The sequence below is a fragment of the Pseudomonas sp. LBUM1669 genome (genome assembly GCF_059695705.1).
In genome coordinates, this window is the sequence record NZ_CP166784.1 from 887,046 (window position 1) to 910,607 (window position 23,562).

The 23,562-nt window shown below is 58.2% G+C and carries 22 protein-coding genes; 18 read left to right on the forward strand and 4 right to left on the reverse strand.

What is annotated here, in order from left to right:
• Positions 1-169 precede the first annotated feature (169 nt).
• Positions 170-937 (forward strand): FCD domain-containing protein, encoded by a 768-nt coding sequence (locus ACA051_RS03915; protein WP_497307922.1) that lies wholly within the window; start codon positions 170-172, stop codon positions 935-937.
• A 123-nt stretch (positions 938-1,060) separates the two neighbouring features.
• Here ACA051_RS03915 and smpB read toward each other — a convergent pair whose 3' ends face one another.
• Positions 1,061-1,543: an SsrA-binding protein SmpB gene (gene smpB, locus ACA051_RS03920; protein WP_008149046.1), complete on the reverse strand. Its 483-nt coding sequence runs from the start codon at positions 1,541-1,543 to the stop codon at positions 1,061-1,063.
• Positions 1,544-1,661: 118 nt separating this feature from the next.
• Between smpB and ACA051_RS03925 the strand changes: the two genes are divergently transcribed.
• From ACA051_RS03925 to ACA051_RS03935, 3 genes are read left to right on the forward strand one after another with little or no spacing between them, the layout of a single operon-like run.
• Positions 1,662-3,065, forward strand: a complete 1,404-nt coding sequence (locus tag ACA051_RS03925) for a sodium-dependent transporter (RefSeq protein WP_497307924.1) — start codon at positions 1,662-1,664, stop codon at positions 3,063-3,065.
• 7 nt (positions 3,066-3,072) lie between these two features.
• Positions 3,073-3,507 carry a type II toxin-antitoxin system RatA family toxin gene (locus ACA051_RS03930; protein ID WP_497307926.1) on the forward strand — a complete coding sequence of 145 codons (435 nt, stop codon included), beginning with the start codon at positions 3,073-3,075 and terminating at the stop codon, positions 3,505-3,507.
• A complete protein-coding gene (locus ACA051_RS03935) occupies positions 3,500-3,814 on the forward strand; it encodes an RnfH family protein (protein WP_497307928.1) in 315 nt (104 codons plus the stop codon). The genes ACA051_RS03930 and ACA051_RS03935 overlap by 8 nt, the downstream gene beginning before the upstream one ends.
• Positions 3,815-3,875: 61 nt before the next feature.
• Here the strand turns inward: ACA051_RS03935 and ACA051_RS03940 are convergent, their stop codons facing one another.
• Positions 3,876-4,403, reverse strand: coding sequence for an outer membrane protein assembly factor BamE (locus ACA051_RS03940; RefSeq protein WP_010463534.1), 528 nt, complete (start codon positions 4,401-4,403; stop codon positions 3,876-3,878).
• Between the two features lie 97 nt (positions 4,404-4,500).
• On the opposite strand from ACA051_RS03940, the gene fur reads away from it, so the two are divergent.
• On the forward strand, positions 4,501-4,905 hold the full coding sequence (gene fur, locus ACA051_RS03945) for a ferric iron uptake transcriptional regulator (protein ID WP_003197684.1): 405 nt from the start codon (positions 4,501-4,503) through the stop codon (positions 4,903-4,905).
• Between the two features lie 75 nt (positions 4,906-4,980).
• On the opposite strand, the gene recN is transcribed toward fur, so the two are convergent.
• A complete protein-coding gene (gene recN / locus ACA051_RS03950) occupies positions 4,981-6,654 on the reverse strand; it encodes a DNA repair protein RecN (protein ID WP_497373594.1) in 1,674 nt (557 codons plus the stop codon).
• A gap of 240 nt (positions 6,655-6,894) precedes the next feature.
• Between recN and grpE the strand changes: the two genes are divergently transcribed.
• The 8 genes from grpE to ACA051_RS03990 all read left to right on the forward strand — a co-directional run bounded on the left by grpE (position 6,895) and on the right by ACA051_RS03990 (position 17,357).
• A complete protein-coding gene (grpE, locus tag ACA051_RS03955; protein WP_497307932.1) occupies positions 6,895-7,461 on the forward strand; it encodes a nucleotide exchange factor GrpE in 567 nt (188 codons plus the stop codon).
• 102 nt (positions 7,462-7,563) lie between these two features.
• The gene (gene dnaK / locus ACA051_RS03960; protein ID WP_497307933.1) at positions 7,564-9,480 is read left to right on the forward strand and encodes a molecular chaperone DnaK; all 1,917 of its coding nucleotides are present in this window, start codon (positions 7,564-7,566) and stop codon (positions 9,478-9,480) included.
• A gap of 297 nt (positions 9,481-9,777) precedes the next feature.
• Positions 9,778-10,902, forward strand: a complete 1,125-nt coding sequence (dnaJ, locus tag ACA051_RS03965) for a molecular chaperone DnaJ (protein WP_010463516.1) — start codon at positions 9,778-9,780, stop codon at positions 10,900-10,902.
• 10 nt (positions 10,903-10,912) lie between these two features.
• Complete coding sequence (dapB, locus tag ACA051_RS03970) at positions 10,913-11,716, forward strand: 4-hydroxy-tetrahydrodipicolinate reductase (RefSeq protein WP_497307935.1); 804 nt, start codon at positions 10,913-10,915, stop codon at positions 11,714-11,716.
• A gap of 258 nt (positions 11,717-11,974) precedes the next feature.
• Complete coding sequence (carA, locus tag ACA051_RS03975) at positions 11,975-13,111, forward strand: glutamine-hydrolyzing carbamoyl-phosphate synthase small subunit (protein WP_497373596.1); 1,137 nt, start codon at positions 11,975-11,977, stop codon at positions 13,109-13,111.
• 118 nt (positions 13,112-13,229) lie between these two features.
• A complete protein-coding gene (carB, locus tag ACA051_RS03980; RefSeq protein ID WP_497307939.1) occupies positions 13,230-16,451 on the forward strand; it encodes a carbamoyl-phosphate synthase large subunit in 3,222 nt (1,073 codons plus the stop codon).
• Positions 16,448-16,924, forward strand: a complete 477-nt coding sequence (gene greA / locus ACA051_RS03985; RefSeq protein ID WP_497307941.1) for a transcription elongation factor GreA — start codon at positions 16,448-16,450, stop codon at positions 16,922-16,924. Before carB ends, greA begins: the two co-directional genes overlap by 4 nt.
• A gap of 28 nt (positions 16,925-16,952) precedes the next feature.
• Complete coding sequence (locus ACA051_RS03990; RefSeq protein ID WP_497310534.1) at positions 16,953-17,357, forward strand: MFS transporter; 405 nt, start codon at positions 16,953-16,955, stop codon at positions 17,355-17,357.
• Positions 17,358-17,366: 9 nt separating this feature from the next.
• On the opposite strand, the gene ACA051_RS03995 is transcribed toward ACA051_RS03990, so the two are convergent.
• Positions 17,367-17,675 (reverse strand): YhbY family RNA-binding protein, encoded by a 309-nt coding sequence (locus ACA051_RS03995; protein ID WP_008057408.1) that lies wholly within the window; start codon positions 17,673-17,675, stop codon positions 17,367-17,369.
• Between the two features lie 105 nt (positions 17,676-17,780).
• Between ACA051_RS03995 and rlmE the strand changes: the two genes are divergently transcribed.
• The 5 genes from rlmE to tpiA all read left to right on the forward strand — a co-directional run bounded on the left by rlmE (position 17,781) and on the right by tpiA (position 23,562).
• Complete coding sequence (gene rlmE, locus ACA051_RS04000; protein WP_008005470.1) at positions 17,781-18,410, forward strand: 23S rRNA (uridine(2552)-2'-O)-methyltransferase RlmE; 630 nt, start codon at positions 17,781-17,783, stop codon at positions 18,408-18,410.
• Positions 18,411-18,612: 202 nt separating this feature from the next.
• Positions 18,613-20,526, forward strand: coding sequence for an ATP-dependent zinc metalloprotease FtsH (gene ftsH, locus ACA051_RS04005; protein WP_109627910.1), 1,914 nt, complete (start codon positions 18,613-18,615; stop codon positions 20,524-20,526).
• Between the two features lie 8 nt (positions 20,527-20,534).
• A complete protein-coding gene (gene folP, locus ACA051_RS04010) occupies positions 20,535-21,386 on the forward strand; it encodes a dihydropteroate synthase (RefSeq protein ID WP_497373598.1) in 852 nt (283 codons plus the stop codon).
• Positions 21,387-21,402: 16 nt separating this feature from the next.
• The gene (gene glmM / locus ACA051_RS04015; protein ID WP_497373600.1) at positions 21,403-22,740 is read left to right on the forward strand and encodes a phosphoglucosamine mutase; all 1,338 of its coding nucleotides are present in this window, start codon (positions 21,403-21,405) and stop codon (positions 22,738-22,740) included.
• A gap of 66 nt (positions 22,741-22,806) precedes the next feature.
• Positions 22,807-23,562, forward strand: a complete 756-nt coding sequence (tpiA, locus tag ACA051_RS04020; RefSeq protein WP_497307947.1) for a triose-phosphate isomerase — start codon at positions 22,807-22,809, stop codon at positions 23,560-23,562.

The following is a 23,562-nucleotide window of genomic DNA, read 5'->3' on the forward strand; positions in this document are numbered from 1 at the left end:
AAGCCTTGTATGCGGTGTGTCAATTTGTCGCCCTAAAACTTTTGTCGAATATGTGCTGAGTCGTGGGCTTGATCCGCTTTAACAAATGCCGTCTGGTAGGTGCTGGCACAGCGCCGATAGGCCAGAATAGAGAGCCCGGCGAGCCGTCGGGACCGTGGAGAATTGAGTTATGGGGTTTGATCAGATTCGTCAGCGCCGTTTGTCTGACGATATTGTCGAGCAGCTCGAGGGGATGATTCTCGAAGGCACGTTGAAGTCTGGCGAGCGCTTGCCGGCCGAGCGCGCGTTGGCCGAGCAGTTCGGTGTGTCGCGCCCTTCGTTGCGCGAGGCGATCCAGAAACTGGCGGCCAAAGGCTTGCTGGTCAGTCGCCAGGGGGGCGGCAATTATGTGGTGGAATCGCTGGGTTCGACCTTCAGCGATCCGCTGTTGCATCTGTTGGAAAGCAATCCCGAAGCCCAGCGCGATCTGCTGGAATTTCGCCACACGCTGGAGGCGTCCTGCGCCTATTACGCGGCACTGCGCGCAACGGATGTCGATCGCGAGCGACTGACCGCGGCTTTCGATGAATTACAGGACTGCTACACGCGTCACGATGAAGTGAGCCGGGCGGAAGAGGGCGCGGCGGATGCGAAATTTCACCTGGCGATTGCTGAAGCCAGTCACAACGCGGTGTTGCTGCACACCATCCGTGGGCTGTTCGATCTGCTCAAGCGCAACGTGGTGACCAACATTGGCGGGATGTACAAGCAGCGCACGGAAACCCGCGACATGCTGATCACGCAGCACCGGGAGTTGTACCTGGCGATTATCGAAGGGCGAGCGGAACAGGCGCGAGAAGTCTCCAGCCGACATATCCTGTATGTGCAGGAAGTGCTGGAAGAAGTGCGTCAGGAAGTGCAGCGCATGGCCCGGGCGGAGCGGCGCAAGGGGATGTAGGGATGACTGTGGCGAGGGAGCTTGCTCCCGCTCGACTGCGCAGCAGTCGCCGGCAGTCTTCAAGCGAGGGCTGCTTCGCACCCCAGCGGGAGCAAGCTCCCTCGCCACAATCAGGCCGAAAGATTAGTCTTCCTTGCCCTTGTTACGCACTGCACGCTGCAACTCGCGACCGGCGTCGCGTTCGCGTTCGGTATCACGCTTGTCGTATTCCTTCTTGCCCTTGCCCAGAGCGATCTCGCACTTGACCATGTGCTTGCTCCAGTACCAGGACAGGCACACGCAGGCGTAACCTTTTTGCTGCACGGCGGTGGCCAGCTTTTCAAGCTCGCGGCGGTTGAGCAGCAATTTCCGGGTGCGGGTTGGATCAGCGATGACGTGGGTGCTGGCGGTCATCAGTGGCGTAATGTGGCTGCCGAGCAGCCAGGCTTCGCCATCCTTGAGCAGCACGTAACTGTCAACCAGTTGCAGCTTGCTTGCCCGCAGACTTTTTACTTCCCAGCCGGCCAGGACCAGACCAGCCTCGAACTTATGTTCGATGAAGTAATCGTGTCGCGCCTTTTTGTTTTGCGCGATGGTCCCTGTTGGGTGTTTCTTCTGTTTAGCCATAGGGGCGGCATTATAGGGAGTTGCACGCAAGTCGGCTACGGTATCGCTACGTGCTTGAGCAGGTTGATTGAATCCCGGACAATGCGGCCTCTTTTTTGAACGCTTGGGCGTGATAACGATGTCGACAGACAAGGTTTCTGTCCACGGCAGTTGGGCTAGCCGCTGGGTCTTCATACTCGCCGCGACCGGTTCGGCCGTGGGCCTGGGTAGTATCTGGAAATTCCCGTACATGGTCGGCGTCTATGGTGGCGGCGCCTTTGTGCTGATGTTCCTGGCCTGTATCGCGCTGATCGGTGTGCCGGTCATGCTGGCCGAAACCCTGATAGGCCGCCGCGCGCGGCAGAGCCCGGCCAACGCCTTGAAGGTGCTGGCGGTGGAGGCGGGGCATTCGGGCAAGTGGTCCTGGGGCGCGTTCGCCGGGATGATGACGGCGTTGTTGATCCTGTCTTTCTATAGTGTGGTCGGCGGCTGGTCGCTGGATTACATCATCGACATGGGCCGTGGCGACTTCCAGGGGGCAACGCCCGATCAGGTCGGCGCTTACTTTGGCAATGTGATCGCCGATCCGTGGCGCCTGACACTTTGGCACACGATTTTCATGCTGCTGTCTGCCGTCGTGATCGCCAAAGGCGTGGTCGCCGGGCTTGAACGCAGCCTAAGAATCATGATGCCGCTGCTCTTTGTGATGATTCTGGTGCTGCTGGGCTACAGCATGACCACCGGGCATTTCATGGAAGGCGTGCATTTCATGTTCGACTTCCACCCGGAAAAAGTCCTCGACGGCTTACTCCCGGCCATGGGGCACGCGTTCTTCTCCCTGAGCGTGGGCGTCGGTTCGATCATGATTTACGGCGCTTACATGCCGAAGCATTCGTCGATCTCCGGCACCGTGGTCGGCGTGGCGCTGCTCGACACCTTCGTTTCTCTGGTGGCCGGTCTGGCATTGTTTCCGATTGTGTTCGCTGCGGGCTTGAACCCGAGCGAAGGCCCGGGCCTGATGTTTGTCAGCTTGCCGTTTGCCTTCGGTAACGTAGCGTTCGGCCAGTTGATGGGCGTAGTGTTCTTCGTACTGGTCGCGGTGGCTGCCTGGAGCTCCGCGATTTCCCTGCTCGAGCCGATGGTGGCTTACCTGGTCGAGCGCACGAAAGTCAGTCGCGCCTGGGTGACTTTCTGGCTGGCGTTTATCTGCTGGTTTGTGGGGCTGGGCACGGTGTTTTCCTTCAATATCTGGAAGGAAGCCAAATTTTTCGTGAACGAAGGCGGGATGTTCCATCTCTATCAATGGGGTGCCGCAGGCGGTCTGGATTTCTTTGGCGTGATCGATTTCTTCACTTCGCGGATCATGTTGCCACTCGGTGGTTTGTGTTTCGTGGTGTTTGCAGGCTGGGTGATGGGGCGTGAAGCGGTGCGCGACGAGTTGTCGATCCGCAACCCTGCGTTGTTCGCCCTGTCCTTGTTCTTGATGCGCTATGTGGCGCCCATCGGCATTCTCGTAGTGTTTGCCGCACAGCTGTGGAAGTGACGCTGACATGACGACACACATTCAACGTTCGGCTCTGCTGCCCTACCCGGCGCAAGCGCTGTATGACCTGGTCAACGACGTGGCGCGTTACCCGGAATTTCTGCCGTGGTGTTCCACCGCCGAAGTGCTGGAAAGCACTCCCGAACACATGCGTGCCAGTGTGGGCGTGGCCAAGGGTGGGTTGAGTCAGCATTTCGTCACCAGAAACACTTTAGTGCCTGGCCATTCGATCGAAATGAACCTCGAGGAAGGACCTTTCACCCAGTTGCACGGCATTTGGGTGTTCAAGCCGTTGGGCGAAAAGGCCTGCAAGATCAGTCTGGACCTGTCCTTCGATTATGCCGGGCCGATTGTTCGCGCAACCTTGGGGCCGCTGTTCAACCAGGCCGCAAACACGCTGGTGGACGCGTTTTGCCAGCGCGTCAAACAGATGCATGGTTGAGTCGATGGTTGACGTCGAGGTGGTCTACGCCGCAGTTGATCGTCAGGTGCTTCTCGCTGTGTCGGTGCCAGCAGGAACGACAGTACGCGCGGCTTTGCTGGCGTCAGGCGTTGGCGAGGCCTTTGCGGAGCTGGATCTGGCCAATTGCCCGGTGGGGATCTTCGGTAAGGTGATCGCTGACCCGGACAGTCGTCCTGTCCAGGCAGGTGATCGCATCGAGATTTACCGGTCATTGCTGGCAGATCCGAAAGAGGTTCGTCGGCTGCGTGCCGCCAAGGCTGCCGAGGCCAAAGCCCGAAATCAGTGATCCGTTCAAACGCAGGGCAATAAAAAACCCGGAAAGTCCGGGTTTTTTATTGCGTCGCAAATTATTGCGGCGAAGTTTCCAGCGGTTCTGGCGTCGGGACCGGAACGGTTTCTACACCGTCTACGTCCTTCTGGATCTGGTCCAGCAACGAACCTGGCTTGACCGGTTTTTCCGGTTTCGGCTTCTCGGCGTTTTCTGCTGGTGCAGTGACTGTTGTACCACTGTCCTTGCCGAGAATGGCTTCGTCGCGGCTCACGCCTGGCATGAAATCACCAGAGAGGCTGACAAGTTGGTCATTTGGGTTGAAGATAACGCTAATGCGTTCCTGTTGGCGTTCACCGCCACCCGGTTGCAGGCTGTACAGATAATCCCAGCGATCGGCATGGAACGTGTCGGTCAGCAGGGGGTTGCCCATGATAAACCGTACTTGCTTACGGGTCATTCCCGGGCGTAACTGGTTTATCATGTCCTGCGTGACGACATTGCCCTGCTGGATGTCGATTTTGTAAACCCCGGGGAATGAACAACCGGCGAGTGCGAGCAGTCCCACAAAGGTGAAACTGGTTAGCAAGAGCTTGGTGTTTTGCATCGGTGGGCGACTTCCACTATCTTGGCTGGGACAACGTAAACGCCGATCATACCCGCATTAAGAGAAGCTGCGAAGCAGCATCGCGAGAAAGCTGACCATGGTTGAAAATAGCGAACTACGCAAAGCCGGCCTCAAAGTGACCCTTCCACGGGTCAAAATTCTGCAAATGCTCGATTCCGCCGAGCAACGCCACATGAGTGCCGAGGATGTTTACAAGGCGCTGATGGAGGCTGGTGAGGACGTCGGTCTGGCCACGGTTTACCGTGTACTGACTCAGTTCGAGGCAGCTGGCCTTGTGGTGCGGCACAACTTCGACGGAGGCCATGCGGTCTTCGAGCTGGATGACGGCAAGCATCACGACCATATGGTCAACGTCGAAACCAGCGAAGTGATCGAATTCTTCGACGAAGAAATCGAGCGCCTGCAGAAAGCCATCGTCGATAAGTACGGCTTCGAGATGGTTGATCACAATCTGGTGTTGTACGTACGCAAGAAAAAGTAAGCATGTCGCGCGAATTTCACATTCGCGAAACGAGCGAAGGCGACCCCAAGGTCGTCTTCGTGCTTTCTGCCGTCCTTAAATTTTTGCGCTAACGACCATTTTTTTCGCGTGAGCCAAGGATTCTTTGGTCAGATCGATGCCGCCCAGCATCCGCGCCACTTCTTCAACGCGCTCATTCTTGCTCAGTTTGGAAACAGCCGTGTGGGTTGCCTCTTCGCCGCGCACCTTGTGCACGAATAGATGTTGATGGCCCTGAGCGGCCACTTGCGGCAGGTGGGTCACCGTCAGCACCTGCCCGCGTTCACCGAGGCGGCGCAGCAACTGGCCAACGATCTCGGCGGTGGGGCCGCCGATGCCGACGTCCACTTCGTCGAACACCAGCGTCGGTACGCGTGAGGTCTGCGCTGTGATCACCTGAATAGCCAGGCTGATCCGTGACAGCTCGCCACCCGAGGCCACTTTGGCCAAGGCTTTCAATGGCTGGCCGGGGTTGGCGCTGACCAGCAGCTCTACCTGCTCAAGCCCATTGGGCAGCAGCTCGTCGCTGCTGTTAGGGCGTAATTCGATAGTGAAGCGCCCGCCGGGCATGCCCAGTCGCTGGATTTCCTGTTCCACTGCGTTGGCAAGGCTGTTCGAGGCTTGATGGCGCAGGTCGCTCAGCTCCCGAGCCTTCTCCTGATAATGACGGGCATAAGAGGCCAGCTCATCGCTCAGTCGCTCAATGGATTCGTCGTTGGCGTTCAGGGTTTCGATTTCATCCAGCAAGCGCTGCTGCATCTCGGCGACTTCGGTCGGCTGGATGCGATGTTTGCGCACCATCGTGTAGATCGCATCCAGGCGTTCTTCCAGGTACTGAAGCCGCGCCGGGTCGGCGTCGAAGTTGTCGAGAAAGCGGTTGAGCTCACCCACGGCTTCTTCGACCTGTATCTGTGCGCTGGTCAGCAGGCTGCTGGCTTCACCCAGTGCGCCGATCGAGTTATTGACGCTCGATAGACGATTGAGGCTTGCGGTCAGCGCGTTCAGGACATTGCCGGAATCACTTTCGCTGCACTGCTCGACCACTTGCCGGCAGATGCCCAGCAGGGTTTCGGCATTGGTCAGGTTCTTGTGTTCCTGTTCCAGTTGCTCCAGCTCGTTTTCGCCGAGGCCGAGGTTTTCCAGCTCTTCGAGTTGATAGCTGAGCAATTGATGGCGGGCGCGCTGCTCGTCGCCGGAATTGGAGAGACGCTCCAGCTCCTGGCGAGTCTGGCGCCAGCGTTGGGCGGCCAGTTGCACCTGACGGGCAAGGTCGGTGGCGCCGGCGTATTCGTCGAGCAGGCGGCGGTGAGTGTCGGTCTTCAGCAGGGATTGGTGTTCGTGCTGGCTGTGGATATCGATCAGCAGTTCGCCGAGGGCTTTGAGATCGCCGAGCGGGCAAGGCGTGCCGTTGATATAGCCGCGTGAGCGTCCTTCTGCGGTGATTACCCGGCGAAGGATGCACGGGCCATCGCTTTCAAGGTCGCGCTCGGCGAGCCAGGCGCTGGCTTCCGGGATATCGACCAGGTCGAAGGTCGCCAGAATGTCGGCCTTGTCCGCGCCGGGACGGACCACGCCGCTGTCGGCGCGATCACCCAAGGTCAGGCCCAAGGCGTCGAGCATGATCGACTTGCCGGCGCCGGTTTCCCCGGTGATCACGCTCATCCCGCGATCGAGTTCGAGATCGAGATGTTCAACGATGGCGTAGTTATGTACGGACAGGTGCACCAGCATAAAGGCCGCTCCCAGGCTTTAGGTCTGGTTATTTATACAGTGTTTTATTTGCGCCTGACAATGCCCTCGCTTAGCTCGATTTGCTCGGTCTGACGAAATGCCTAGAGCATCGGGTCATCGCAATGCAGCGCTTTTTGTAGGGTTAATCGCAACAAACCCCTTGAAGCTGATTTTTGCGGCCCCATATACCGGGACAGAAGCGTGAGTTGAGCTCACGGACGATATTAAAAGGAGAAATCTATGGCTGACGAACAGACAGTGGATACGCAAAATCAAGACGCCAACCAGGGCTCCGCGGCTTCGGGTGAAGACCTGGCGGCTCGTGTACAAGTGCTCGAAGAGCAACTGGCAGGCGCGCAGGATCAGGCTTTGCGTGTTGCCGCCGATCTGCAGAACGTCCGCCGTCGCGCCGAGCAGGATGTAGAAAAAGCGCACAAATTCGCCCTGGAAAAGTTTGCTGGCGATTTGTTGCCGATCATTGACAGCCTGGAGCGTGGCTTGGAGTTGTCCAACCCGGATGACGAAAGCATCCGCCCAATGCGTGAAGGCATCGAGCTGACCCTGAAAATGTTCCAGGACACCCTGAAGCGCTATCAGCTGGAAACGATCGATCCGCATGGCGAACCGTTCAACGCTGTTCAGCATCAGGCAATGGCCATGCAGGAAAGCGCTGATGTTGAGCCGAACAGCGTGCTCAAGGTGTTCCAGAAGGGTTATCAGCTTAACGGTCGTCTGCTGCGCCCGGCCATGGTCGTGGTCAGCAAGGCCCCTGCGCCAGTTTCGCCTTCTATTGACGAACAGGCTTGAAATTAGCCGCAAGGCCCCCATTTAGAAGTCAAGCGTTTAAGTGCTACCGCAGTTAGCCACCACTGCTGCGGCAACCAAATCCAAAGTTTCGGGAGAGTGAACATGGGCAAAATTATCGGTATCGACCTGGGGACTACCAACTCCTGCGTCTCCGTGCTTGAAAACGGCGTAGCCAAAGTTATCGAAAACGCTGAAGGCGCGCGTACCACGCCGTCGATCATCGCTTACGCCAACGACGGCGAAATCCTGGTTGGCCAGTCCGCCAAACGTCAGGCTGTGACCAATCCGCATAACACCCTGTACGCGGTGAAGCGTCTGATCGGTCGTAAGTTCGACGAAGAAGTCGTACAGAAAGACATCAAGATGGTGCCTTACAAGATCGCCAAGGCTGACAACGGTGATGCTTGGGTTGAAGTGAACGGCCAGAAAATGTCGCCGCCACAAATCTCGGCTGAAATTCTGAAGAAAATGAAGAAAACCGCCGAAGACTACCTCGGCGAGCCAGTGACTGAAGCGGTGATCACCGTTCCGGCCTATTTCAACGACAGCCAGCGTCAAGCAACCAAAGACGCCGGCCGTATTGCTGGTCTGGACGTAAAACGCATCATCAACGAACCAACCGCAGCCGCTCTGGCCTACGGTATGGACAAGGCGAAGGGCGATCACACCGTGATCGTTTACGACCTGGGCGGCGGTACTTTCGACGTTTCCGTGATCGAAATCGCTGAAGTCGATGGCGAGCACCAGTTCGAAGTGTTGGCCACCAACGGTGACACGTTCCTGGGCGGTGAAGACTTTGACATTCGTCTGATCGACTACCTCGTCGACGAATTCAAGAAAGAAAGCGGCATGAACCTCAAAGGTGACCCGCTGGCAATGCAGCGCCTGAAAGAAGCCGCTGAAAAAGCCAAGATCGAGCTGTCCTCTGCGCTGTCGACCGACGTGAACCTGCCGTACATCACTGCAGACGCCACCGGTCCGAAGCACTTGAACGTGAAAATCTCTCGCGCCAAGTTGGAAGCTCTGGTTGAAGACCTGGTTCAACGCACCATCGAACCTTGCCGCATCGCTCTGAAAGACTCCGGTATAGACGTTGGCGCGATCAACGACGTGATCCTGGTCGGCGGTCAGACCCGTATGCCACTGGTTCAGAAGCTGGTGACCGAGTTCTTCGGTAAAGAAGCTCGTAAAGACGTGAACCCGGACGAAGCTGTAGCCATGGGTGCTGCTATCCAGGGCGCGGTATTGGCTGGCGACGTGAAAGACGTTCTGCTGCTGGACGTTAGTCCGTTGACCCTGGGTATCGAAACCATGGGCGGCGTGATGACCGCCCTGATCGAGAAAAACACCACGATTCCTACCAAGAAATCGCAAGTGTTCTCGACTGCCGATGACAACCAGGGTGCTGTGACCATTCACGTGCTGCAAGGTGAGCGTAAGCAAGCGGCTCAGAACAAGTCCTTGGGCAAGTTCGACCTGGCCGAGATTCCACCAGCGCCACGTGGCGTGCCACAAATTGAAGTGACCTTCGACATCGACGCCAACGGCATCCTGCACGTAGGCGCGAAAGACAAGGCTACCGGCAAGACCCAGTCGATCGTGATCAAGGCCAACTCCGGTCTGTCCGAGGAAGAGATTCAGCAGATGATTCGCGATGCTGAAGCCAACGTCGACGCAGATCGCCAGTTCGAAGAGCTGGCCGCTGCCCGTAACCAGGGCGATGCGCTGGTTCACTCGACGCGCAAAATGGTCGCTGATGCTGGCGACAAAGTGAGCGCTGAAGAGAAGACTGCAATCGAAGCCGCTGTTGTCGCTTTGGAAGCCGCTGTCAAAGGCGACGACAAGACTGCAATCGAAGCCAAGGTTGAAGAGCTGTCGAAAGTCTCTGCTCCAGTGGCGCAGAAGATGTACGCCGAACAGGCCCAGCCTGCCGAAGGCGCGGCACCTAATGACGAAAAAGCTGAAAAAGCCGACGACGTTGTTGATGCCGAGTTCGAAGAAGTCAAAGACCACAAGTAAGTTGTTGGTCGCCCGGTTGACTGCCTTCAGGCGGTGACTGGTAGGATGTCGCCGCGCGGGAGCTTGCTCCCGCGTTGGCGTGTCTGGAGTTAGAGAATTTTTACAGCATGCGACAACGCTCGAATGCTGGCGGTATGGCCGGGAATGCTCCTGCTTTTCGAGCCGAAAGTACCGCATTGAATCAAAGACCAGGATCGTTGAATTGACGTGAGTTGGGTCCGGGCCTGTATTGGGGCTCAACGAGTTTGGCGAGGCTCAGGAGGGGTTTGCCGGACGTCCTTAAGAGTGCAAAGACTTATGGCAAAGCGTGACTATTACGAAATATTGGGTGTTGAGCGCGGCTCAAGCGAAGCAGACCTGAAAAAGGCCTACCGTCGCCTGGCGATGAAGCACCACCCGGACCGTAATCCCGATGACAAAGCGTCGGAAGAGATGTTCAAGGAGGCCAACGAGGCCTACGAAGTTCTGTCCGATTCCAGCAAGCGTGCGGCCTACGACCAGTACGGTCATGCCGGCGTCGACCCAAGCATGGGTGGTGGCGGTGCCGGATTTGGCGGTCAGAACTTCTCCGACATCTTTGGTGATGTTTTCAGCGATTTCTTCGGTGGCGGTCGCGGCGGTGCCCGTGGCGGCGCTCAGCGCGGCAGCGACTTGCGTTACACCCTGGAGCTGAACTTGGAAGAAGCGGTGCGCGGCACGACCGTGAATATCCGCGTTCCGACACTGGTCAACTGCAAACCGTGCGACGGCTCGGGTGCCAAGAAGGGCTCCTCGCCGGTCACTTGCCCGACATGTGGCGGTATTGGCCAGGTGCGCATGCAGCAGGGCTTTTTCTCGGTGCAGCAGACCTGCCCGCGTTGCCATGGCCAAGGCAAGATCATTTCCGACCCGTGCAACTCCTGCAACGGCGAAGGCCGTGTCGAAGAGTACAAAACCCTCTCGGTGAAAGTGCCGGCCGGTGTGGATACCGGTGATCGCATTCGTCTGTCCGGCGAAGGCGAGGCGGGTGCGCAGGGTGGTCCGACGGGCGATCTGTATGTGGTGATCAATGTGCGCGAGCACGCGATCTTCCAGCGCGACGGCAAGCACCTGTTCTGCGAAGTGCCGATCAGTTTTGTTGATGCAGCGCTGGGCGGCGAGCTGGAGATTCCGACCCTTGATGGTCGAGTCAAACTGAAGATTCCTGAGGGGACTCAGACTGGTAAGCAGTTCCGCGTTCGCGGCAAAGGCGTTGCGCCAGTGCGTGGCGGCGGTGCCGGTGACTTGATGTGCCGTGTGGCGGTCGAAACCCCGGTCAACCTGGGTCGTCGACAGCGCGAATTGCTGGAAGAGTTCCGCAGTTCGCTGGCGGATGACAACAGCCATTCGCCGAAAACCACCGGTTGGTTCGAAGGCGTGAAGCGCTTCTTCGGCGATTTGTAAGGAGACGGGCATGCGACGTATTGCAGTGATGGGCGCCGCCGGGCGCATGGGCAAAACCCTGATCGAAGCTGTGCAGCAGCAGCCGGGCGCGGGTCTGACGGCGGCCATTGATCGTCCGGACAGCTCGCTGGTCGGCGCAGATGCCGGCGAACTGGCTGCGCTGGGTCGTATCGGTGTGCCTCTGTCGGGTGATCTGGATCGCGTGGTTGACGAGTTTGACGTGCTGATCGACTTCACGCACCCGACGGTGACGCTGAAGAACCTTGCATTCTGCCGCAAGCATCACAAGGCGATGATCATCGGTACCACCGGTTTCAGCGTTGAAGAGAAGCAATTGCTGGCGGAAGCGGGCAGGGACATTCCGATCGTCTTCGCGGCCAACTTCAGCGTCGGTGTCAACCTGTGCCTGAAGCTGCTCGACACCGCTGCTCGCGTGCTGGGTGATGATGTCGATATCGAGATCACTGAGGCCCACCATCGGCATAAAGTCGATGCGCCGTCCGGTACTGCCGTTCGCATGGGAGAAGTGATTGCCGATGCGCTGGGGCGTGATCTGAAGAAGGTGGCGGTCTACGGTCGTGAAGGCCAGACCGGTGCTCGTGCTCGCGAAACCATCGGCTTCGCCACTGTGCGTGCCGGTGACATCGTCGGTGATCACACCGTGCTGTTCGCCGCTGATGGTGAGCGTGTCGAGATCACGCATAAAGCGTCCAGTCGCATGACCTTCGCCAAGGGCGCAGTACGTGCTGCTTTGTGGCTGGCTGGTCGCGAGCCGGGTCTTTATGACATGCAAGACGTGCTCGACTTGCGTTAAGATGCGCCCGAAATCGGGTTCAAACCCAGCGTTTGAGCCCGGTTTTATTCCGCCAAGCGACGTCCTGTCGCATTCTCCGGCCTTTAAGGCTCATTGGCGGTAGACCAAAAATGCCTTTTTCTGTAAGCTACAGCTTTAGTGTGTTCACTAAAAGCGCGCAGAATAATTCAGTGAATGAGCGGGGTGACGTGTCCATACGTCACTCCGCTTTTTTACACCTGCGATCGCCCTTTCAGGCTTTATTTACGGGAGGTCTTCTTGACTAAGCCAGCCATACTCGCCCTTGCTGATGGCAGCATTTTTCGCGGCGAAGCCATTGGAACCGACGGTCAAACCGTTGGTGAGGTGGTGTTCAACACCGCAATGACCGGCTATCAGGAAATCCTTACCGATCCTTCCTACGCCCAACAGATCGTTACCCTGACTTACCCGCACATCGGCAACACCGGCACCAACCCTGGAGATGCCGAGTCCGACCGCGTCTGGTCCGCAGGCTTGGTTATCCGTGACCTGCCGCTGGTTGCGAGCAACTGGCGTAACACCATGTCCCTGTCCGACTACCTGAAAGCCAACAACGTTGTGGCAATCGCCGGTATCGACACCCGTCGCCTGACGCGCATCCTGCGTGAAAAGGGCGCACAGAACGGCTGCATCATGGCCGGCGACAACATCTCCGAAGCGGCCGCTATTGCCGCAGCCCAGGGCTTCCCTGGCCTCAAAGGCATGGACCTGGCGAAAGTCGTCAGCACCAAAGAGCAGTACGAGTGGCGCTCGACGGTCTGGGACCTGAAAACCGACAGTCACGCAACCATCGAAGCCTCCGAGCTGCCCTATCACGTGGTTGCCTACGACTACGGCGTCAAACTGAACATCCTGCGCATGCTGGTCGAGCGCGGTTGCCGCGTGACCGTCGTGCCGGCACAAACCCCGGCCGCTGACGTTCTGGCCATGAAGCCGGATGGCGTGTTCCTGTCCAACGGCCCTGGTGACCCTGAGCCTTGCGACTATGCGATCCAGGCGATCAAGGACGTGCTGGAAACCGAGATTCCGGTATTCGGCATCTGCCTCGGTCACCAGCTGCTGGCCCTGGCCTCCGGTGCCAAGACCCTGAAAATGGGCCACGGCCACCACGGTGCCAACCACCCGGTCCAGGATCTGGACAGCGGTGTGGTGATGATAACCAGCCAGAACCACGGTTTTGCGGTAGACGAAGCGACCCTGCCAGCCAACGTTCGCGCGATCCACAAATCGCTGTTCGACGGCACCCTGCAAGGCATCGAGCGTACCGACAAAAGCGCCTTCAGCTTCCAGGGTCACCCTGAAGCCAGCCCTGGCCCGAACGACGTAGCGCCTCTGTTCGATCGCTTCATCAACGAAATGGCCAAGCGACGCTAATCGCTGGCACTGATGCAGCAAAGCTTGAGGGTGGTCCCGAGACCGGCGGCCCCCTCAAGGCTTCACAGATTGAACAAGACGGCTTGCCGACTGACCTGCGGATTTGAGTGACAAACCCATGCCAAAACGTACAGACATAAAAAGCATCCTGATTCTCGGCGCTGGCCCGATCGTGATCGGCCAGGCCTGTGAATTCGACTACTCCGGCGCCCAGGCCTGCAAAGCCCTGCGCGAGGAGGGTTACCGCGTCATCCTGGTGAACTCCAACCCAGCGACCATCATGACCGACCCGGACATGGCCGACGCCACGTACATCGAGCCGATCAAGTGGCAGACCGTTGCCAAGATCATCGAGAAAGAGCGTCCGGACGCGCTGCTGCCAACCATGGGTGGCCAGACCGCTCTGAACTGCGCACTGGACCTGGAGCGCGAAGGCGTCTTGGAGAAGTTCGGTGTAGAGATGATCGGCGCCAACGCTGACACCATCGACAAGGCTGAAGACCGTTCGCGTTTCGACAAGGCGATGAAATCCATCGGCCTGGACTGCCCGCGTTCGGGTATCGCCCACAGCATGGAAGAGGCCAACGTGGTTCTCGAGAAGCTTGGCTTCCCGTGCATCATTCGTCCGTCCTTCACCATGGGCGGCACCGGTGGTGGTATCGCTTACAACCGTGAAGAGTTCGAAGAAATCTGCGCTCGCGGCCTCGACCTGTCGCCGACCAAAGAGCTGCTGATCGACGAATCCCTGATCGGCTGGAAAGAGTACGAGATGGAGGTTGTCCGCGATAAGAAGGACAACTGCATCATCGTCTGCTCCATCGAAAACTTTGACCCGATGGGCGTGCACACCGGTGACTCGATCACCGTTGCGCCAGCACAGACCCTGACGGACAAGGAATACCAGATCATGCGTAACGCCTCCCTGGCGGTACTGCGCGAGATCGGCGTGGAAACCGGCGGCTCCAACGTCCAGTTCGGCATCTGCCCGGACACTGGTCGCATGGTGGTCATCGAGATGAACCCGCGGGTATCCCGGTCTTCGGCACTGGCCTCGAAAGCCACTGGTTTCCCGATTGCGCGTATTGCTGCCAAGCTGGCGATCGGCTACACCCTGGACGAGTTGCAGAACGAGATCACCGGCGGCGCTACTCCGGCGTCCTTCGAGCCGTCGATCGACTACGTCGTGACCAAGCTGCCACGCTTCGCCTTCGAAAAATTCCCGAAAGCCGATGCACGCCTGACCACTCAAATGAAGTCGGTCGGTGAAGTCATGGCCATCGGCCGGACCTTCCAGGAATCCCTGCAGAAAGCCCTGCGCGGTCTGGAAGTGGGCGTTTGCGGCCTGGATGAGAAGCTCGACCTGAGCAATCCGGAAAGCATGAGTATCCTCAAGCGCGAACTGACCGTGCCGGGTGCCGAGCGTATCTGGTACGTGGCTGACGCCTTCCGTGCCGGCCTGTCGGTCGAAGACATCTTCGGCATGAACATGATCGACCCGTGGTTCCTGGTGCAGATCGAAGACCTGATCAAGGACGAAGAGAAGGTCAAGACCCTGGGTCTGGCCAGCATCGACCGCGACTTGATGTTCAAGCTCAAGCGCAAAGGCTTCTCCGACATGCGTCTGGCCAAGCTGCTGGGCGTGACCGAGAAAGCTTTGCGTCGCCACCGTCACAAGCTCGAAGTGTTCCCGGTCTACAAGCGCGTTGACACTTGCGCGGCCGAGTTCGCCACCGACACCGCCTACCTCTACTCGACGTACGAGGAAGAGTGCGAAGCCGCGCCGTCGGGCCGCGACAAGATCATGATCCTCGGCGGCGGTCCAAACCGTATCGGCCAGGGCATCGAGTTCGACTACTGCTGCGTACACGCGGCATTGGCCCTGCGCGAAGACGGTTACGAGACCATCATGGTCAACTGCAACCCGGAAACCGTTTCCACCGACTACGACACCTCCGATCGCCTGTACTTCGAACCAGTGACCCTGGAAGACGTGCTGGAAATCTGCCGCGTCGAGAAGCCAAAAGGCGTGATCGTCCAGTACGGCGGCCAGACCCCGCTGAAACTGGCGCGCGCTCTGGAAGAAGCCGGCGTGCCGATCATCGGCACCAGCCCAGACGCCATCGACCGCGCCGAAGACCGTGAGCGCTTCCAGCAAATGGTCGAGCGCCTGAACCTGCGTCAGCCGCCAAACGCCACCGTGCGCAGCGAAGACGAAGCAATTCGTGCCGCTGCCAAGATCGGTTACCCGCTGGTGGTGCGTCCGTCCTACGTATTGGGCGGCCGTGCGATGGAAATTGTCTACGAAGAAGAAGAACTCAAGCGCTACCTGCGTGATGCGGTGAAAGTGTCCAACGACAGCCCGGTGCTGCTCGACCACTTCCTCAACTGCGCCATCGAAATGGACGTGGATGCGGTCTGCGACGGCACCGACGTGGTGATCGGCGCGATCATGCAGCACATCGAGCAGGCCGGTGTTCACTCCGGTGACTCCGCGTGCTCCCTGCCGCCGTACTCGCTGCCGGCGCACATCCAGGACGAGATGCGCGAACAGGTCAAGAAAATGGCCCTGGAACTGGGCGTGGTCGGCCTGATGAACGTTCAGTTGGCGCTGCAAGGCGAAGACATCTACGTCATCGAAGTCAACCCGCGCGCATCCCGTACTGTACCGTTCGTGTCCAAGTGCATCGGTGTCTCCCTGGCAATGATCGCTGCCCGCGTGATGGCCGGTAAAACCCTGAAAGAAATCGGCTTCACCAAGGAAATCATTCCGAACTTCTACAGCGTGAAAGAGGCGGTGTTCCCATTCGCCAAATTCCCTGGCGTGGACCCGATTCTGGGCCCAGAGATGAAGTCCACCGGTGAAGTGATGGGCGTGGGCGACACCTTCGGTGAAGCGTTTGCCAAAGCCCAGATGGGTGCCAGCGAAGTGCTGCCGACCGGCGGTACCGCGTTCATCAGTGTGCGTGATGACGACAAGCCACTGGTTGCAGGCGTGGCCCGTGATCTGATCAACTTGGGCTTCGAAGTGGTTGCCACTGCCGGTACTGCCAAGCTGATCGAAGCCGCAGGCCTGAAAGTGCGTCGTGTGAACAAGGTGACCGAAGGTCGTCCGCACGTGGTCGACATGATCAAGAATGACGAAGTCACCCTGATCATCAACACCACCGAAGGTCGTCAATCGATTGCTGATTCGTACTCCATTCGTCGTAATGCCTTGCAGCACAAAATCTACTGCACCACCACCATTGCTGCTGGCGAAGCCATCTGCGAAGCGCTGAAGTTCGGTCCCGAGAAGACCGTGCGCCGCTTGCAGGATCTACACGCAGGATTGAAGGCATGATCAAGTACCCAATGACCGTCAAGGGCGCGAAGGCCCTGGAAGAAGAACACGCTCACCTGACCAAGGTCGTCCGTCCGAAGCTCAGCCAGGATATCGGTACGGCCCGCGAGTTGGGTGATTTGAAAGAAAACGCCGAATACCACGCTGCTCGCGAGCAGCAAGGTATGGTCGAGGCGCGGATCCGCGACATCGAAGGCCGCATGCAAAACGCGGTGATCATCGATGTCACGACCATTCCTCACACCGGCAAAGTGATTTTCGGTACGACTGTTGAAATCGCCAACGTCGAGACGGACGACCGCGTCACTTACCACATCGTGGGTGAGGATGAAGCTGACTTCAAACTTGGCAAGATTTCGGTGGGCTCACCACTGGCCCGCGCCTTGATTGCCAAGGAAGAAGGTGATGTGGTGGCCGTGAAAACGCCGAGTGGCGTTATCGAGTACGAGATTGTCGAAGTTCGCCACATCTAAACGCAGGCGCCCAGTCCGTGCGGGCGCCCTGCTTTGGCAACTGACTCAGATGTTGTGGGTCGGCGGCCTGTGGTTGCTACACATCGGTCTGCTGCCGGTGCTAGGCCAGATAGGCCTGGCGCCGCTGCTGATTGACGAAATTGCAGGCATGCTGAATGCGCTGATGGTGGGTTTTGCCACAGCGTGTGTGATTTTTCAGGCTTTGGTGCTGATTCAGGCTGAGGGCCTTGCCAGTCTATGGCGCGATATTCGTGGGCAACTGCTGCTGATGGCGCTGTATGCGTGTGGGATGTTCTTCGCGGTGCGCGTCGGTTGGCCGGATGCCGTGCGCTGGCAGGTGTTCAGTTATCTTGTTCTGGGCTTTTCCGGGTTGGTGCTGGTGTTGCAGCCGGTGCCCGGATGGAGTGGCAGGGTGCGCGAAGCACACCCTTGACCCTTGCCATCACTTGAAGCGATGAACGTTCGACAGCTGCTTGTTGACGCTGAAGTTCTTGCGATAAATCAGTGCCATCTTGCCGATGACCTGAACCAGGTCCGCTTTGCCGACCTTGCACAGTTCTGCAATGTTCGCCAGGCGCGACTCGCGATCGAGGATGTTGAGCTTGATTTTAATCAGCTCGTGATCCGCCAAAGCGCGTTCAAGTTCGGCTAACACACCTTCAGTCAAACCGTTGTCAGCCACTATCAAAACTGGTTTCAGATGGTGGCCAATGGATTTGTACTGTTTCTTCTGCTCTTGAGTGAGCGGCATAATCTGACCCCTGCGTCTGATCTTGTAAAAAGCGGCGGCCAGTTTACCCGAGCGAGTCCGGGACCGCCCAGTTAATCACGACCCGTTTTATTTTCGAGGTGGCCCGTGGCCCGTTCCAAGACAAGCCTTAAATGGCTGCAAAGACATGTCAATGATCCCTATGTGAAGCAGGCGCAGAAGGATGGTTACCGCTCGCGTGCGAGTTACAAGCTTCTGGAGGTCCAGGAGAAATACAAGCTGATCCGTCCGGGTATGAGCGTTGTCGACCTGGGTGCGGCGCCCGGCGGCTGGTCGCAGGTCACTAGTCGGCTGATCGGTGGTCAGGGGCGTCTGATCGCCTCGGACATCCTGGAAATGGACAGCATTCCGGACGTGACTTTCATCCAGGGTGACTTCACCCAGGACGAAGTGCTCGCTCAGATCCTCGAAGCCGTGGGTAATTCGCAGGTGGACCTTGTGATTTCCGATATGGCCCCCAATATGAGTGGTACGCCTGAGGTGGACATGCCAAAAGCCATGTTTCTATGTGAGCTGGCTCTTGATCTGGCGGCTCGGATACTCAAGCCGGGTGGTAATTTCGTGATCAAGGTGTTTCAGGGCGAAGGGTTTGATGCTTACGTGAAGGACGCTCGTCAGAAATTCGACAAGGTCCAGATGATCAAGCCGGACTCTTCCCGTGGCAGTTCCCGCGAGCAATACATGCTGGCTTGGGGCTACCGCGGCCGTAGTGAGTAAATCGAGGTTTTTTTGCGGGTCGATAGGTTTTTCGTATTTCGCCCCGTGAGCATTAGCGAATATTGTGTAGAAAGTGTTTCACAAAGGGTTACAGACGGCGCCTGCCAGAGTCGTAGGTAATGTAGTAAGTTAGGCCGGTGAATATCATGCGAAGCGCGCGCCATTAGCGGAGCTTGCTTCAGAGGGTAGTTAATTGAACGATATGGCAAAGAATCTGATCCTGTGGTTGATCATCGCGGCTGTCCTGGTGACAGTGATGAACAACTTCTCCAGCCCTAACGAGCCGCAGACCCTCAACTATTCCGACTTCATCCAGCAGGTCAAGGATGGCAAGGTCGAGCGCGTAGCAGTTGACGGCTATGTGATTACCGGTAAGCGCAACGACGGCGACAGCTTCAAGACCATTCGTCCTGCCATCCAGGACAACGGTCTGATCGGCGACCTCGTGGATAACCACGTCGTGGTCGAAGGCAAGCAGCCTGAGCAGCAAAGCATCTGGACTCAACTCCTGGTCGCCAGCTTCCCGATCCTGGTGATCATCGCCGTGTTCATGTTTTTCATGCGGCAGATGCAGGGCGGTGCAGGTGGCAAAGGCGGGCCGATGAGCTTCGGCAAGAGCAAGGCACGACTGCTCTCCGAAGATCAGGTGAAAACCACCTTGGGTGACGTTGCCGGTTGCGACGAAGCCAAGGAAGAGGTTGGTGAACTGGTCGAGTTCCTGCGTGATCCGGGCAAGTTCCAGCGACTGGGCGGCCGCATTCCACGCGGCGTGCTGATGGTGGGTCCTCCGGGTACCGGTAAAACCTTGCTGGCCAAGGCGATTGCCGGTGAAGCCAAAGTGCCGTTCTTCACCATTTCCGGTTCCGATTTCGTCGAGATGTTCGTCGGTGTCGGTGCCAGCCGTGTTCGCGATATGTTCGAGCAGGCCAAGAAACACGCGCCATGCATCATTTTCATCGATGAAATCGACGCCGTCGGTCGCCACCGTGGCGCCGGTATGGGTGGCGGTCACGACGAACGCGAGCAGACGCTCAACCAATTGCTGGTTGAGATGGATGGCTTTGAAATGAATGACGGCATCATCGTCATTGCCGCAACCAACCGTCCTGACGTACTGGACCCTGCGTTGCTGCGTCCGGGCCGTTTCGACCGTCAGGTTGTGGTCGGTCTGCCGGATATTCGTGGTCGTGAACAGATACTCAAGGTCCACATGCGCAAAGTGCCGATGGGTGACGACGTCGCTCCTGCGGTGATCGCACGTGGTACGCCTGGTTTCTCGGGTGCCGACCTGGCCAACCTGGTGAACGAGGCCTCGTTGTTCGCTGCCCGTACCGGCAAGCGCATCGTCGAAATGAAAGAGTTCGAACTGGCGAAAGACAAGATCATGATGGGCGCCGAGCGCAAATCCATGGTCATGTCCGAAAAAGAGAAGCAAAACACCGCTTATCACGAAGCGGGTCACGCCATCGTCGGTCGTGTCGTGCCAGAGCATGATCCGGTCTACAAGGTGTCGATCATCCCGCGAGGTCGTGCGCTGGGTGTGACGATGTTCCTGCCGGAAGAAGATCGCTATAGCCTGTCCAAGCGTGCACTGATCAGCCAGATCTGCTCGCTGTACGGTGGTCGTATCGCTGAAGAAATGACCCTGGGTTTCGACGGTGTTACCACCGGCGCGTCCAACGACATCATGCGTGCTAGCCAGATTGCGCGGAACATGGTGACCAAGTGGGGCCTTTCGGAAAAACTCGGTCCGTTGATGTATGCCGAAGAAGAGGGTGAGGTGTTCCTCGGTCGCGGCGGCGGTGGCCAGGGTGCAAGCTTCTCCGGTGAGACAGCCAAGCTGATTGACTCCGAAGTGCGCAGCATCATTGACCAGTGCTACGGCACGGCCAAACAGATCCTCACGGATAACCGCGACAAGCTCGACGCCATGGCCGATGCCTTGATGAAGTACGAGACGATCGATGCCGATCAGATCGATGACATCATGGCGGGTCGTACCCCTCGCGAACCACGCGATTGGTCGGGCGGCGGCACCGGTACTTCCGGGACACCTCCGGTGGTGCAGGATGAGCGTCCGGAAACACCGATCGGCGGTCCGGCTGCTGACGTATAAGGTTTGAAATGACTTCTGTTCAGTCCTCGACCCGGTTGCCTTGCGGCAACCGGGTTCTTGATTTGGCCCAGACGCATGTCATGGGCATTCTCAATGTCACTCCCGATTCCTTTTCTGATGGCGGCCGATACAGCCAGCTCGACGCGGCCCTGCGCCACGCCGAGTCGATGGTAGCGGCGGGCGCCACGCTGATCGATGTTGGTGGTGAGTCGACCCGGCCTGGTGCAAGGGCGGTTTCGCCACTTGAAGAGCTGGAGCGCGTGGCGCCTATCGTTGAGCGCATCAATCGCGAACTGGATGTGATTATTTCGGTCGATACGTCCACTCCGGCGGTCATGCGCGAAACCGCACGGCTCGGAGCAGGCCTGATCAATGATGTGCGCTCGCTACGTCGAGACGGCGCTCTGGATGCGGCAGCCGCCACCGGATTGCCGGTGTGTCTGATGCATATGCTCGGTGAGCCGGGCGACATGCAGGACAATCCACATTACGGTGACGTGACCAAAGAGGTTGGCGAATTTCTCGCCGAGCGCATGGCTCAGTGTGCGTTGGTGGGAATCCCGGCTGAGCGGATTATTCTCGATCCAGGCTTTGGGTTCGCGAAAACCTTGCAGCACAATCTAAGCTTGTTCAAACATATGGAAGATCTGCATGCCTTGGGGCGGCCCTTGTTGGTCGGGGTTTCGCGAAAGAGCATGATAGGTCAGGCCTTGAATCGCTCGGTTGGAGAACGCCTGTTTGGCGGTCTGGCGCTCGCGGCGCTGGCTTCGGCCAAGGGGGCGCGTATATTGCGCGTCCATGATGTAGCCGAAACAGTGGATGTGGTGCGGATGATCGCCGCAGTGGAATCAGCCGAATAAGAATGATGGAGCAATTATGAGCAAAAAATACTTTGGCACCGACGGTATCCGTGGTCGGGTCGGTGAGTACCCGATTACTCCTGATTTCATGCTTAAGCTTGGCTGGGCGGCGGGCATGGCGTTCCGCAAAATGGGTGCCTGCAAAGTGCTGGTCGGCAAGGACACCCGGATCTCTGGCTACATGTTCGAGTCCGCGCTCGAGGCCGGTCTGACCTCGGCGGGTGCTGACGTGATGCTGTTGGGCCCGATGCCAACGCCGGCGATCGCTTACCTGACGCGTACCTTTCATGCTGAAGCCGGTATTGTGATCAGTGCCTCGCACAATCCTCACGATGACAATGGCATCAAGTTCTTCTCCGGAAAGGGCACCAAGCTGCCGGATGAAGTCGAACTGATGATCGAAGAGCTGCTCGACACCCCGATGACCGTGGTTGAGTCGAGCAAGATCGGCAAAGTTTCGCGAATCAACGACGCCTCTGGCCGCTATATCGAATTCTGCAAGAGCAGCGTGCCGACCGGTACCAGCTTCGCTGGCCTGAAGATTGTGATCGACTGCGCTCACGGCGCGACCTACAAAGTTGCGCCCAGCGTGTTCCGCGAGCTGGGTGCTGAAGTCGTTGTGCTTTCCGCTTCGCCTAACGGCCTGAACATCAATGACAATTGCGGTTCGACCCATATGGGCCAATTGCAGGCTGCTGTCCTGGCCGAGCACGCCGATCTCGGCATTGCCTTCGACGGTGACGGTGATCGCGTCCTGATGGTTGATCACACTGGCGCCATTGTTGATGGTGATGAACTGCTGTACATCATCGCCCGCGATCTGCACGAGCGCGACAAGCTGCAAGGCGGCGTGGTCGGAACATTGATGAGTAACCTGGGGCTGGAGTTGGCCCTGGCGGATTTGTCGATTCCTTTCGTGCGTGCCAATGTTGGTGACCGTTATGTAATCGCTGACTTGCTAGAGCGCAACTGGTTGGTAGGCGGTGAGAACTCGGGTCATATCGTCTGCTTCAATCACACCACCACAGGTGATGCGATCATCGCTGCGCTGCAGGTGCTGATGGCGCTGAAAACGCGCTCGGAAGGTCTGGCTCAGGCCCGTCAGGCGCTGCGCAAGTGCCCTCAGGTGCTGATCAATGTCCGGTTCGGCGGGGGTGCGAGTCCGCTCGACCATCCGGCGGTCAAGGAAGCCAGTGCCCGGGTCACCGAGGCTATGGCCGGTCGCGGGCGCGTGCTGTTGCGCAAGTCCGGGACGGAGCCGTTGGTGCGGGTGATGGTCGAAGGCGAGGACGAAACACAGGTCCGTGGCTACGCCGAAGAGCTGGCAAAACTGGTTACTGAAGTTTCTGCCTGAATTCGGCTTGCCAGCCATGATTGTGTTGGGTAACATCTGCGCCCACTTTGACCGACGAGGTACAGCATGCGTCGCCCTATGGTAGCTGGTAACTGGAAGATGCACGGTACCCGCGCCAGCGTCGCTGAGCTGATCAATGGCCTTCGTCATCTGGCCTTGCCGAGCGGTGTTGATGTAGCGGTATTCCCGCCTTACTTGCATATCAATCAAGTGATTGATGGCTTGAACGGCAAGTCGATTTCGATCGGCGCGCAGAACTCTGCGGTGGAAGCCATGCAAGGTGCACTGACCGGTGAAATCGCGCCGAGTCAATTGGTGGATGCAGGTTGTTCCCTGGTTCTTGTCGGGCATTCCGAACGCCGCCAGATTATGGGCGAGCAGGACGGTATGCTGATTCGCAAGTTCGCAGCGGCGCAGGCATGTGGCTTGATCCCGGTGTTGTGCATAGGGGAAACCCTTGAGCAGCGCGAAGCCGGTAAAACTCTTGAGGTTGTCGGGCGTCAGCTAGGCAGTATCATAGAGGAGCTGGGTGTAGGTGCCTTTGCAAATGCAGTAATTGCTTACGAGCCGGTCTGGGCCATTGGCACCGGGCTGACTGCTTCGCCGCAACAAGCGCAGGATGTGCATGCAGCCATTCGCGCTCAGTTGGCGGCAGAGAATTCTGAGGTCGCACAAGGTGTGCGGCTTCTATACGGCGGCAGCGTGAAGGCGGCCAATGCGGTCGAACTGTTCGGCATGCCGGATATCGATGGGGGGCTCATTGGTGGAGCTTCCCTGAATGCAGATGAGTTCGGTGCGATTTGTCGCGCCGCGGGAAACTGA